Annotated in this window: 10 protein-coding genes; 7 read left to right on the plus strand and 3 right to left on the minus strand. The window is 68.4% G+C overall.

Annotated elements, in window-relative coordinates; genetic code table 11:
• The first annotated feature begins 19 nt into the window (after window positions 1–19).
• Window positions 20–1,306 (plus strand): phosphoribosylamine--glycine ligase, encoded by a 1,287-nt coding sequence (gene purD, locus AC06FE_RS05215; RefSeq protein WP_478072429.1) that lies wholly within the window; start codon window positions 20–22, stop codon window positions 1,304–1,306.
• A 361-nt stretch (window positions 1,307–1,667) separates the two neighbouring features.
• Here purD and AC06FE_RS05220 read toward each other — a convergent pair whose 3' ends face one another.
• Complete coding sequence (locus AC06FE_RS05220) at window positions 1,668–2,663, minus strand: aldo/keto reductase (RefSeq protein ID WP_478072430.1); 996 nt, start codon at window positions 2,661–2,663, stop codon at window positions 1,668–1,670.
• A gap of 79 nt (window positions 2,664–2,742) precedes the next feature.
• Between AC06FE_RS05220 and AC06FE_RS05225 the strand changes: the two genes are divergently transcribed.
• Window positions 2,743–3,654: a LysR family transcriptional regulator gene (locus tag AC06FE_RS05225; RefSeq protein WP_478072431.1), complete on the plus strand. Its 912-nt coding sequence runs from the start codon at window positions 2,743–2,745 to the stop codon at window positions 3,652–3,654.
• Between the two features lie 20 nt (window positions 3,655–3,674).
• Here the strand turns inward: AC06FE_RS05225 and AC06FE_RS05230 are convergent, their stop codons facing one another.
• A complete protein-coding gene (locus tag AC06FE_RS05230; RefSeq protein WP_478072432.1) occupies window positions 3,675–4,985 on the minus strand; it encodes an amidohydrolase in 1,311 nt (436 codons plus the stop codon).
• A gap of 89 nt (window positions 4,986–5,074) precedes the next feature.
• Here AC06FE_RS05230 and yccS point away from each other — a divergent pair, with 89 nt between their 5' ends.
• A complete protein-coding gene (yccS, locus tag AC06FE_RS05235; protein ID WP_478072433.1) occupies window positions 5,075–7,243 on the plus strand; it encodes a YccS family putative transporter in 2,169 nt (722 codons plus the stop codon).
• A gap of 58 nt (window positions 7,244–7,301) precedes the next feature.
• Here yccS and AC06FE_RS05240 read toward each other — a convergent pair whose 3' ends face one another.
• Entirely contained in the window at window positions 7,302–8,501 is a 1,200-nt protein-coding gene (locus AC06FE_RS05240; RefSeq protein WP_478072434.1) for an MFS transporter, read from the minus strand.
• A gap of 98 nt (window positions 8,502–8,599) precedes the next feature.
• On the opposite strand from AC06FE_RS05240, the gene AC06FE_RS05245 reads away from it, so the two are divergent.
• The 4 genes from AC06FE_RS05245 (at window position 8,600) to AC06FE_RS05260 (ending at window position 12,168) form a co-directional block, all read left to right on the plus strand.
• Window positions 8,600–9,472 (plus strand): LysR family transcriptional regulator, encoded by an 873-nt coding sequence (locus AC06FE_RS05245; RefSeq protein WP_132863345.1) that lies wholly within the window; start codon window positions 8,600–8,602, stop codon window positions 9,470–9,472.
• A 41-nt stretch (window positions 9,473–9,513) separates the two neighbouring features.
• A complete protein-coding gene (locus AC06FE_RS05250) occupies window positions 9,514–11,436 on the plus strand; it encodes an MFS transporter (protein WP_192286824.1) in 1,923 nt (640 codons plus the stop codon).
• 92 nt (window positions 11,437–11,528) lie between these two features.
• The gene (locus AC06FE_RS05255; RefSeq protein ID WP_132863342.1) at window positions 11,529–11,864 is read left to right on the plus strand and encodes a hypothetical protein; all 336 of its coding nucleotides are present in this window, start codon (window positions 11,529–11,531) and stop codon (window positions 11,862–11,864) included.
• Between the two features lie 22 nt (window positions 11,865–11,886).
• Complete coding sequence (locus AC06FE_RS05260) at window positions 11,887–12,168, plus strand: CD225/dispanin family protein (RefSeq protein WP_132863340.1); 282 nt, start codon at window positions 11,887–11,889, stop codon at window positions 12,166–12,168.
• Window positions 12,169–12,180: the final 12 nt, after the last annotated feature.

Raw genomic sequence — 12,180 nt, forward strand, 5'->3', positions numbered from 1 at the left:
CCCACAGGAACCGACCCCCATGAAAATCCTTGTCATCGGCTCTGGTGGCCGTGAACACGCCCTGGCCTGGAAGCTGGCGCAGTCCGCGCGCGTGAGCGAAGTGATCGTCGCCCCGGGCAATGCCGGCACCGCCACCGAAGGCAAGTGCCGCAACGTCGCGGTCAAGGTCACCGACATCGCCGGGCTGCTCAAACTGGCCCGGGACGAGGCCGTGGGCCTGACCGTGGTCGGCCCGGAAGTGCCGCTGGTGGCTGGCGTGGTCGACACCTTCCGTGCCGCCGGCCTGCGCATCTTCGGGCCGACCGCCGCCGCCGCGCAGCTGGAAGGCAGCAAGGCGTTCGCCAAGGACTTCCTGGCCCGCCATGGCATCCCCACCGCGTTCTACGCCGTGCACACCGAGGTTGATGCCGCGCTGGCCTACCTGCACGAGAAGGGTGCGCCCATCGTCATCAAGGCCGACGGCCTGGCCGCCGGCAAGGGCGTGATCGTGGCGATGACGCTGGACGAAGCCGAAGCCGCGGTGCGCGACATGCTCAGTGGCAACGCCTTCGGTGATGCCGGCGCGCGCGTGGTGATCGAGGAGTTCCTGGAGGGCGAGGAAGCCAGCTTCATCTCGATGGTCGATGGCCGCGTCGCGCTGCCGATGGCCACCAGCCAGGACCACAAGCGCGTGGGCGATGGCGACACCGGCCCGAACACCGGCGGCATGGGTGCGTACTCGCCGGCCCCGGTGGTGACGCCGGACGTGCACGCGCGGGTGATGCGTGAAGTGGTGGAACCGACCGTGGCCGGCATGATCGCCGACGGCGTGCCGTTCACCGGCTTCCTCTACGCGGGCCTGATGATCGACGCCAGCGGTGCACCGAAGGTGATCGAGTTCAACGTGCGCTTCGGCGACCCGGAAACCCAGCCGGTGATGCTGCGCCTGCAGTCGGACCTGGTCGACCTGGTCGAAGCCGCCATCGACGGCGCGCTGGCCGGCGTGGACGCGCAATGGGATCCGCGCCCGTCGCTGGGCGTGGTGATGGCGGCAAAGCCGTACCCGGAAACGCCGATCACCGGCGACGTCATCAGCGGCCTGGCGGACGTGCCGGGCAGCGCCAAGGTGTTCCATGCCGGTACCGCGCTGGATGCCGACGGCAACGTGGTCAGCGCCGGTGGCCGCGTGCTGTGCGTGGCGGCGCTGGGCGACAGCGTGTCCGATGCGCAGCAGCATGCCTATGCAGGCGTTGCGAAGATCCACTGGGCCAACGAGTTCCATCGCAACGACATCGGCTGGCGCGCGATCGCACGCGAGCAGCAGTAAGGCATCGGCGTGACGGAAGACGAAAAGGGCGGCCTTGAGGCCGCCCTTTTTTGTTGCATCCATTTACTGATGGGTTGAAGCACGGCACTTACGGGCGAGAAGCACACGGCGCAGCGCTGCCCTCATCCGCCCTTCGGGCACCTTCTCCCGCATGCGGGAGAAGGGAGGGTCCCGATCATCCTTGCTTCTTCCGCATTGCCGGGCAGTTCATGCCCGGCAGGACGAACGCGCGGAAGCGAAGCGCAGGCAGGCGTGCCGGAGCCGGTGATTCTTCCCTTCTCCCGCCAGCGGGAGAAGGTGCCTGAAGGGCGGATGAGGGCGGCCTTTGCTTCTGCCCCTGCCTCCCTGCCCTCACTCCCCCTCAGCGATGCACGCTGCCGATGCTCGCCGCCGGGTAACGCGCACCGGCGGCCACGTCCACCGGGAACACCGCGTCGATGCGGGCCAGCTCGTCGGCATCCAGCACCACGTCGAGCGCACCCAGGTTTTCCTCCAGGTAGGCCAGGCGCTTGGTACCCGGGATCGGCACCAGGTCATCGCCCTGGGCCAGCACCCAGGCCAATGCCAGCTGCCCGGGGCTGACGCCCTTGGCGGCGGCAATCGCGTTGACCTGCTCCACCAACGCCAGGTTGCGGGCGAAGTTCTCGCCCTGGAAGCGCGGCGAATTGCGCCGGTAGTCACCGTCCTCGAAATCCTCCGGGCTGCGGATCGCACCGGTCAGGAAGCCACGCCCCAGCGGCGAGTACGGCACGAAACCAATGCCCAGCTCGCGCACCGTATGCAACACGCCGTTGTGCTCGGGCTCGCGCGACCACAGCGAATACTCGGTCTGCAGCGCGGTGATCGGATGCACCGCATGCGCGCGACGGATGGTCTCCGGCGCCGCTTCGGACAGGCCCAGATAACGCACCTTGCCCTGCTCGACCAGCCGCGCCATCGCCCCGACGGTATCCTCGATCGGCACATTCGGGTCCACGCGGTGCTGGTAGTACAGGTCGATATGGTCCACGCCCAACCGCTGCAGGCTAGCCTCGCACGCGGCCTGCACGTACTCCGGGCGGCCATCCACGCCACGCGCCTGCGGGTCATAGGCATCCAGGCGCACGCCGAACTTGGTGGCCAGGAACACCTGCGCGCGGCGATCGGCGATCGCACGCCCGACCAGCACCTCGTTGGTATGCGGGCCGTACATGTCGGCGGTGTCGAGCAGAGTGACGCCACGCTCCAGCGCACGATGGATCACCTGGATCGCCGCCGCGTCATCGCCACGGCCGCCATAGAACGCACTCATGCCCATGCAGCCAAGGCCAAGGGCGGAAACAACCGGGCCGTCACGGCCCAATACGCGGGTCTGCATCGTCGACTCCAGGGATCAGGGGGATGGCCACTGTAGGCCGCGCCCGGCAGGCGATAAACCCGCATAATCGGGACTGACCATGAAGCCAGACCGCACAATCGACCCTGCCCTGCTGCCCGCGTTGGTCGCCTTCACCTGCGTGGCCCGGCTGGCCAGCTTCCGCCAGGCGGCAGCGGAACTGGGCGTGTCACCCTCGGCGCTGTCGCAGACCATCCGCAGCCTGGAGCGCCGCCTGGGCACCCGCCTGCTGCAGCGGACCACGCGTACCGTCGGGCTGACCGAGCCCGGCCAGCGTCTTCTGCAGGAAACGGTGCCGGCACTGGCGCGCATCGGTGGGGCGCTGCAGGCGGTGGAGGAGAGCCGTGACGTTCCCGGCGGCCAATTGCGCATCACCACCCCGCGCTTCCCGGCCGAGCACCTGCTGCTGCCGTTCCTGCCCGGCTTCCACGCCCGCTACCCGCAGGTGCAGGTCGAGCTGTCGGTGCAGCCGGCCATGGTCGATGTCGTGGCCGAAGGCTTCGATGCCGGCATCCGCCTGGGCGAATCGCTGGCCGCCGGGATGATCGCCGTGCCGCTGGGGCCACCGCTGCAACTGGTGGTGGTGGGCGCACCGTCCTACCTGCGACGGCATGGCGTCCCGGACCGCCCGGAAGCACTGGTCGAGCATGCCTGCATCCGCCACCGCAGCAGCGATGGCCGCATCATGGCCTGGGAGTTCAGCCGCGACGGCCACGATTTCCATGTCGAAGTCGACGGCCCGCTGCTGCTCAACGACAGCCACCTGGCGCTGCAGGCCACGCGCAGCGGCCTGGGCCTGCAGCAGGTGTTCGCGCACACCGTACGCGCCGACATCGCCGCCGGCCATCTGCAAGCGGTGCTCCAAGCCTGGCAACCGCCTTTCGCCGGCTTCCACCTCTACTACCCGTCGCGCGACCAGCTCGCCCCCAAGCTGCGGGTGTTCATCGACTTCATGCGCGCGGCGAACCGGTAGCGCCGCGGCATGCCGGCGCGCTAGCGGGTTGCGCCGGCCTCCAGGTAATCCGTGGTCACCTGCAACATCGCCGCCATGCCGTTGGCCAAGGCTGCTTCGTCCAACAGGAAACGCGGCGAATGATTGGCCGGCGCCTGTGCCGGATCGATCCCGGCACCGGTCGAACCCACCAGGAAATAGAACCCCGGCACGCGGTTGGCGAACTGCGAGAAATCCTCGGCGATGGTCTGCAAAGGCATCTCCACCACCTGCCCGGCACCGGCCACCTTTTCCAACGACGGCCGCACCCGCTGCGACAACACCGGGTCATTGATCGTCGCCGGTGCATTGTTGACCACGGTCAATGCCGCGGTGGCGCCGGCGGCATGCGCGTAATCAGTGGCGATGCGCTCGAAGCGCGCGATCACGTCCTCGCGCACCTGCGCATCGAAGGTGCGCAGCGTGCCCACCAGCGTGGCCTGCTCGGGAATGATGTTGAAGCGCACGCCACTGTTGAACTGGCCGGCGGTCAGCACCACCGGGGTCTGCGCGATGTTGACCTGGCGCGCGATCATGCTCTGCGTGCCCAGCAGCACCTGCGCGCCCACCGTGATCGGGTCCACGCCATCCCACGGCCGCGAGCCGTGCGTCTGCCTGCCGGTGACGGTCAGCGACCACTCATCGGCCGAGGCCAGCAGCGGCCCCGACCTGAAACCGACCTGCCCGACCTGCAGGCCGGCCCACACATGCAGGCCGAAAGCGGCTTCCGGAGTGAAGTCCCGCAGCAGGCCTTCGTCGAGCATCAGCTTGGCGCCGAACGGCGCACCGGGCACGGCCGGGCCCTCCTCGGCCGGCTGGAACACGAACATCACCTCGCCCGGCAGGCTGTCGCGGCGTGCGGCCAGTGCCTGTGCCACGCCCAGCAGGATCGCCACGTGCGCATCGTGGCCGCAGGCATGCATCACCCCCACCGACTGGCCGCGATAGGTCGCCGTCACCTGCGAGGCGAACGGCAGGCCGGTTTCCTCACGTACCGGCAGCGCATCCATGTCGGCGCGGATCAGGATCTTCGGCCCCGGTCGGCCGCCCTTGAGCACCGCGGCCACGCCGGTGCCGGCAATGCCGGTGCGCGGCTGCAGCCCCAGCGCGCGCAGGTGCCTGGCCACGAGGTCGGCGGTGCGACGTTCCTGCCCGCCCAGCTCCGGATGCTGGTGCAGGTCACGTCGCCATGCCTGCAGCTGCGGCGTGGCGGCCTGCACCGCCTGACTGACCTCGGCCGAGGGTTGTGCCTGCCCCCAGGCCGGCACCGTCATCAGCACGGCCACAAGCATGCCCACGCGACGCTGTCTCATCCCATTCTCCTTTCAATGCCAACCCGGTGATGGTAATCGTGTCGATGCCGCACGCTTCCTCCACCGCAATGGCCTTGCCTTCTGTCGATATGCCCCGCCTCGAACGCCAGCTCGGCCAGCTCTGGGCCCACGAAAAAGCCAGCTATGGCCTGCGCGTGTTCATCGCCCTGGCCACCGTGCTCGCCTATGGCTGGTACGACGACCAGATCGCCGCCATCCCCGGCCTGTTCCTGGGCATCATCGCCAGCGCCATCGCCGAGACCGACGACAACGGGTGGGGGCGCACCAAATCGGTCCTGCTCTCGCTGCTGTGCTTCGGCGCGGCCGCCGCGTCGGTGGTGTACCTGTTCCCGCACCCGCTGCCGTTCATCGGCGCGCTGGCACTGGCCGCCTTCGGCCTGACCCTGCTCGGCGCGCTGGGTGAACGCTATGCCTCGATCGGCCAGGCCACGGTGACGCTGGCCATCTACACCATGCTGGCGATGGACCAGCTCAAGGCCCCGGACATGGCCTGGCGCGAGGTGGCACACCTGTTGATCGGCGCTGCGTGGTACGGCGCGCTGTCGATCCTGTGGACGGCGATGTTCGCCAACCGCCCGGTACGTGAGCGGCTGGCACGGCTGTTCTTCGAGCTGGGCCGTTTCCTGCAGCTCAAGGCCGATCTGTTCGAGCCGGTGCGGCACAGCAACCTGGAAGCGCGGCGGTTGGCGCTGGCCGAGCAGAACGTGCGCGTGGTCGAGGCGCTGAACACCGCCAAGACCGCCATCCTCAGCCGCTTCGGCCGCTCCGGCCGGCCCGGCGTGCAGTCGGGCCTGTACTTCCGCCTGTACTACATGGCACAGGACTTCCACGAGCGCGCCAGCTCCTCGCACTACCCCTACGAGGCGCTGGCCGAGACCTTCTTCCATAGCGACGTGCTGTACCGCTGCCGGCGCCTGCTGTCGCTGCAGGGCAAGGCCTGCCAGGCGCTGGGCCAGGCCATCCGCCTGCGCCAGCCGTTCGACTATGGCGAACAGGCACGCCAGGCCGGCCAGGACCTGCACGAATCCCTGCGGTACCTGCGCGAGCAGCAGCGCCCGCACTGGGCGCGCCTGCTCGGCTCGCTGCAGTTGCTGGCACACAACCTGGCCAGCATCGAGCGCCAGTTGTCCGAAGCCTCGCTGGCCGATACGCCGCTGGAAGGCGTGGACACCCGCCTGCGCGATTCCTCGCCGCACACCTTGCGCGAGATGGCCACGCGCCTGCGCCAGGCACTCACCCCCGGCTCGCTGCTGTTCCGCCACGGCCTGCGCATCGCCCTGGCGTTGATCGCCGGCTATGCGGTGCTGAAGCTGGTGCACCCGGAGAACGGCTATTGGATCCTGCTGACCATCGTGTTCGTGTGCCGGCCGCATTTCGGTGCCACCCGGCGGCGCCTGTTCGAACGCATTGGCGGCACCCTCGCCGGCCTTGGCGTCACCTGGGCGGTGCTGCAGTTGTTCCCCGGCACCGAGCTGCAGCTGCTGCTGGCATTGGCCGCGGCACTGCTGTTCTTCTTCACCCGCACCGACCGCTACCTGGTCGCCACCGCCGCGATCACGGTGATGGCGCTGGTCTGCTTCAACCTGCTCGGCAATGGATTCGTGCTGATCTGGCCACGCCTGTTCGACACACTGATCGGCTGCGCGATCGCCGCGTTGGCCTCGCTGCTGATCCTGCCCGACTGGCAGGGCCGGCGCCTGCACCGGGTGATGGCGCAGGTGCTCGCCACCAGCAATGCCTACCTGGAGCAGGTGCTGGGCCAGTACCGCAGTGGCATGCGCGACGACCTGCCCTACCGCATTGCCCGCCGCGACATGCACAACGCCGACGTCGCGCTGTCGGTGGCACTGTCCAACATGTTGCGCGAGCCCGGCTATGCGCGCGGCAACCTTGATGGCGGCTTCCGCTTCCTCGCCCTGTCCAACACCCTGCTCAGCTACCTGTCCGCGCTGGGCGCACACCGCGCGCAATCGGCCAGCGTCGATGCCGACCCGATCATCGATGCCGGCCACCATCAGCTGCAGCAGTCGCTGGCACAACTGGCCGACGCGCTGGGCCGGCGCGAGGCAGCCTCGCCGCAGGAAGAGGAAATCGCCCTGGCCGATGCGCTGGAACAGGTGCCCGATGACATCGACGACAAGGCACGCCTGGTCCGCACCCAACTGGCGTTGATGCTGCGCCTGCTGCCGCGGCTGCGCGGCACCGCAGCCGAAGCCATCCAACCCCGCCAGCGGTAGCGCCGGGCCACGCTGCGCTGCACGCCATCGCGTACCACCGCCCGGGCGTGGCCCGGCGCTACCGGGCCGTTGCGCCCGCGCCCGCCCTGGCCGGCAGGAAGAACACGCCTACGCCCACCAGCGCCAGCACCATGCCGACCATGCACACCCCCATCCAGCCGTGCGACGTCCAGGCCGCGGTGCCCAGCGCCGAGCCGGTGGCACCGCCGATGAAGTAGCAGGTCATGTAGGCCGAGGTGATGCGGCTGCGCGCGTTTTCATCCAACTGGTAGATCACGCTCTGGTTGTTGATGTGCACCGCCTGCACGGCGACATCCAGCAGCAGTACGCCCACCACCAGCGCCGCCAGCGAGACCGGCGCCAGCAACAGCACGCCCCACGAGGCCAGCATCATCACCAGGCCTCCGCCGGCCACCCAGCGCCCGTAGCCACGATCACTCAGACGACCGGCGCGGCTGGCCGCCAGCGCACCGGCGGCCCCGACCAGGCCGAACAGGCCGATGGTGGCGATCGAATAGCCATAGGCCGGCCCGGACAGCAGGAACGCCAACGGCGTCCAGAACACGCTGAACCCGGCAAACAGCAACGCACCGAGCAGCGAACGCTGGCGCAGCACCGGCTCGTCGCGCAGCAGGGCCAGCACCGAGCCGATCAGGCGCGGATAGGACAGCTGCGTGCTGGGCCGATGCGCCGGCAGCAACAGGGCCAGCGCCAACGCCGACAGCAGCAGCGCCACGCAGGCCACCCAATAGATCGTGTGCCACGAACCGATCCCGGCCAGCACGCCGGAGGCCGTGCGGGCCAGCAGGATGCCCAGCAGCAGCCCGGCCATGATCGTGCCGACCACGCGACCGCGGTGCTCCGGGGCGGTCAGCGTCGCCGCGTACGGCACGATCACCTGCGCGGCCACCGCGCACAACCCGCTCAGGCCGGTGCCCACCAGCAGCTGGCCCAAGTGCCCGGCGCTGCCGCTGATCGCCAGCCCTACCGCGGCCAGCACGAACAGGCCGACGATCAATCGCCGCCGTTCGACGCGGTCGCCCAGCGGCACGATCAACAACAGGCCGGCGGCATAGGCCAACTGCGCGGTGGTCACCACCCAGCCGGCCTGGCTGGCGCTGACCTTGAAATCACCGGCCAACAGTTGCAGCAGCGGCTGGGCGTAGTAGTTGCTGGCCACGATCAGGCCGGTCGCGATGGCCAGCAGCAGTACCCGCGATTGCGGCAGGGGCGGGGCGGAAGTGGGGGAGGAGGACATGGCTGCGGTCGCCGGGGGAAAGTGCACGCAGTCTGGCCCCCACCCTTGAATGACACAAATGTATTGTTTTCATTCAAACCATCTGTTTCAGTGATGGCATGTTCACCCTGCGCCAGCTGGAATTCGCCGTGGCCGTGGCCGAGGAAGGCAGCTTCACCGCGGCTGCCAGCCGCTGCCACACCGTGCAATCGGGGCTGAGCCACCAGATCGCCCGGCTGGAGGAGGCCCTCGGTGCACGCCTGTTCGAACGCGGCCCACGCCGGGTGCGGCTGACCAGCGCCGGCGAGGTGTTCGTGCGCAATGCCCGGCTCACCCTGCAGGCGGCCGCCCGCCTGCAGGAGGAAATGGCACTGGCGCTGGGCAGCGTGCGCGGCCGCATCAACATCGGCCAGATCACCTCGCTGCACGTGGTCGACGTCCCGGCGCTGCTGGCTACCTTCCGCGCCGCCCATCCCGCGGTGGACGTGCACCTGCGGGTGGGCATGAGCGAGGCGCTGCTGGCCGACCTGGCCGAAGGGCTGCTCGACGTGGCCCTGGTCGGGGTCGGCCCGCAGGTACCGCTGCCGCCGCAACACCGCCTGCTGCACGAGGAGGGGCTGTCGATGGTGCTGCCGCCCGGGCATCCGCTGGCGGCGTTGGAGCGCATCCCGCTGCAGGCGCTCGACGGCCAGCCCTACGCCACGCTGGTGCCCGGCGCCGGCGTGCGCCGCCTGGTCGATGACGCCCTGCTTGGCCGCGACATCCACCCGCAGCTGCAGTACGAAGTCACCCACGGCGAGTTGCAGCGGCAGCTGGTCGCGGCGGGGCTGGCGGTCTCGGTGACGCCAGCCAGCATGGCCGAAAACATGCACGGCGTGATCGCCCGGCCGCTGGACGAACCCTTCCAGTTCCGCACCTGCGCGGTCTGGCGGGCCGATCCCACCCCGGCCGCGCGCGCCCTGTTGGCGCTGCTGCCCTCGCCCAAGGGCTGACCCGGCTCTGCTAATGTGCCGCGCAGCACCGAGGAGACACGATGTCCGGCCACAACCAGTTCGCCCTGCTCAAGCAACGGCGCTTCCTCCCGTTCTTCATCGTCCAGGCGCTGGGCGCCTTCAACGACAACATCTACCGGCAGGCGATCATCGGCCTGCTGTTCTTCCTCGGCGTCAGCACCGAAGAACGCACGCTCTACACCAACCTGGCCCCGGCGCTGTTCATCCTGCCGTACTTCCTGTTCTCGGCGCTGGCCGGGCAGGTCGCCGAGCGCATGGAGAAGCAGAAGCTCATCGTGGTCACCACCACGATGGAAATCGTGATCATGGCGCTGGCCGCGGTCGGCTTCCTGACCCAGAGCATGCCGGTCCTGCTGGCCGCGCTGTTCTGTACCGGCCTGCAGTCCACGCTGTTCGGGCCGGTGAAGTACTCGGTGCTGCCCTCCATCCTCAAGCCGGAGGAGTTGACCGGTGGCAACGGCCTGGTCGAGATGGGCACCTCCATTTCCATCCTCACCGGCATGATCGCCGGCGGCCTGATCTTCTCGCTGGCCGGCAGTCACGGGCCGGTCGTCGCGGCGGTGGCGATCATCGCGCTGGCCCTGGCCGGCAACACCGCCGCGCGCATGATCCCGCGGCTGGACGCCGGTGCGCCGGAGTTGAAGATCAACTGGAACCCGTGGACCGAATCGCTGGCGGTGCTGCGCCTGGCCAGGAAGCAGAAAGCGGTGCGCAACGCCATCCTCGGCGTGTCCTGGTTCTGGTTCTTCGGCACCGTGCTGACCGCCCAGTTGCCCACCTATGCCGTGGTCAACCTCGGCGGTGGCGACACCCTGTACATCTTCGCCCTGGCGCTGTTCTCGCTGGGCACCGGCGTCGGCTCGCTGCTGTGCGAGAAGCTGTCCGGGCGCATCGTCGAGATCGGCCTGGTACCGCTGGGCGCGTTCGGCATGAGCGTGTTCCTGTTGGACCTGTATTTCGCCCGCACCGGCGCGGTGACCGCGGCCGGGCTGGACGTGGCCGGCTTCCTGCAGCAGCCCGGCAGCGCGCGCATCGTCATCGACCTGCTCGGCATCGGCCTGTTCACCGGCTTCTTCGTGGTGCCGCTGTTCGCGCTGATCCAGAGCCGCACGCCCCGGTCGGAGATGTCGCGCGTGTTCGCCGCGCTCAACATCCAGAACTCCGGCTTCATCGTCGCCGCCGCCGTGCTTGGCCTGCTGCTGCAGCTCAAGCAGCTGACCCTGTTCGGCTACACGCTGCCGCTGCCCGGCCTGACCATCCCGCAACTGCTGCTGGTACTGGCCATCGCCAACGTGGTGGTGGCGGTCTACATCTTCAGCATCGTCCCCGAGTTCCTGATGCGCTTCCTCAGCTGGCTGATGGTGCGCACGCTGTACAAGCTGCGCGTCAGGGGCGTGGAGGACAACGTGCCGGACGAGGGTGCCGCGCTGATCGTCTGCAATCATGTCAGCTACATGGATGCATTGATCCTGTCGGCGACGATCCCGCGCCCGGTACGCTTCGTCATGTACTACAAGATCTTCAACATCCCGGTGATGCGCTGGATCTTCCGTACCGCCAAGGCCATCCCGATCGCCAGCCCCAAGGAAGACGCCGCGCTGATGCAGCGTGCCTTCGACGAAGTCGATGCCGCGCTGGCCGAAGGCGAGCTGGTCTGCATCTTCCCCGAGGGCGCATTGACCCGCGATGGCGAGATCGCCGCCTTCAGGTCGGGCGTGGAGAAGATCCTGGCGCGCCGCCCGGTTCCGGTCGTGCCGATGGCCCTGAAGGGCATGTGGGCCAGCATGTGGAGCCGCCGCGATACCCGCCTGGGCCGGATGCGCGTGCCGCGCCGCTTCCGCGCGCACGTGGAGGTGGTCGCCGCCGCTCCCGTGAATGGGCAGGACACCGACGCCGCACGGCTGGAAACGCTCGTGCGGACGTTAAGAGGTGGTGAAGCGTAAGAGATCACGCTTTCCAGAAGTAGGACAACTGGATACCCTACCGCCCAAGCGTGCTGCAAGGGGATCGCGGCATGCCTCGCGAAAGGGGATTCATGGACCAGAACACCACCTCGACATTGCCAGTACCGCCACCGGCACCACCTGCCGCTCCGCAGCAGGTGCATCACTATTACCACCCGCACAAGTCCGGTGGCGTGGCTGCGTTGCTGGAAGTGGTGCCCGGCCTGTTCCAGGTGTTCGGCATCGGCCACCTGTATGCGGGCAACGTCGTCACCGGGCTGATCGTCATGTTCGGTTACTGGGCGCTGGCCTTCGTCAATTTCCTGCTGCTGTTCGTGTTCATCGGATGGATCACCTGGCCGCTGTGCTGGGTGGCCACCATGGTCATTTCGCCGATCATTGCCGCAAATTCCTGCAAGTCACGCTGATTTTTTCTACAAGGAGCTTTACGTGAATACCAGCAGTCCTGCCGTTTCCAACAACCTCGTCTGGGCGATCCTGTCCACCCTGTTCTGCTGCCTGCCGCTGGGCATCGTGTCGATCATCCATGCCGCCAAGGTCAACGGCCTGCTGGCTGCCGGCGATATCGCCGGTGCCCGTGATGCCTCGGAAAAGGCCAAGAAGTGGGCCATCTACGCTGCCATCGCCGGCATCGTCGTGACCATCCTGTACTTCGTGCTGTTCACCATGCTGGGCCTGGGCGGCGCGATGAGCGGCGCTTCGAGCTACTGATGCACCTGGCCG

Source organism: Stenotrophomonas sp. Steno-C18 (assembly GCF_056393195.1).

Excerpts from the sequence above, each read along its gene's own strand:
- AC06FE_RS05230 (WP_478072432.1), bottom strand. The coding sequence starts at position 4,985 with ATGAGACAGCGTCGCGTGGGCATGCTTGTGGCCGTGCTGATGACGGTG.
- AC06FE_RS05245 (WP_132863345.1), top strand. The coding sequence starts at position 8,600 with ATGTTCACCCTGCGCCAGCTGGAATTCGCCGTGGCCGTGGCCGAGGAA.
- purD (WP_478072429.1), top strand. The coding sequence starts at position 20 with ATGAAAATCCTTGTCATCGGCTCTGGTGGCCGTGAACACGCCCTGGCC.
- yccS (WP_478072433.1), top strand. The coding sequence starts at position 5,075 with ATGCCCCGCCTCGAACGCCAGCTCGGCCAGCTCTGGGCCCACGAAAAA.
- AC06FE_RS05220 (WP_478072430.1), bottom strand. The coding sequence starts at position 2,663 with ATGCAGACCCGCGTATTGGGCCGTGACGGCCCGGTTGTTTCCGCCCTT.
- AC06FE_RS05225 (WP_478072431.1), top strand. The coding sequence starts at position 2,743 with ATGAAGCCAGACCGCACAATCGACCCTGCCCTGCTGCCCGCGTTGGTC.
- AC06FE_RS05255 (WP_132863342.1), top strand. The coding sequence starts at position 11,529 with ATGGACCAGAACACCACCTCGACATTGCCAGTACCGCCACCGGCACCA.
- AC06FE_RS05250 (WP_192286824.1), top strand. The coding sequence starts at position 9,514 with ATGTCCGGCCACAACCAGTTCGCCCTGCTCAAGCAACGGCGCTTCCTC.
- AC06FE_RS05240 (WP_478072434.1), bottom strand. The coding sequence starts at position 8,501 with ATGTCCTCCTCCCCCACTTCCGCCCCGCCCCTGCCGCAATCGCGGGTA.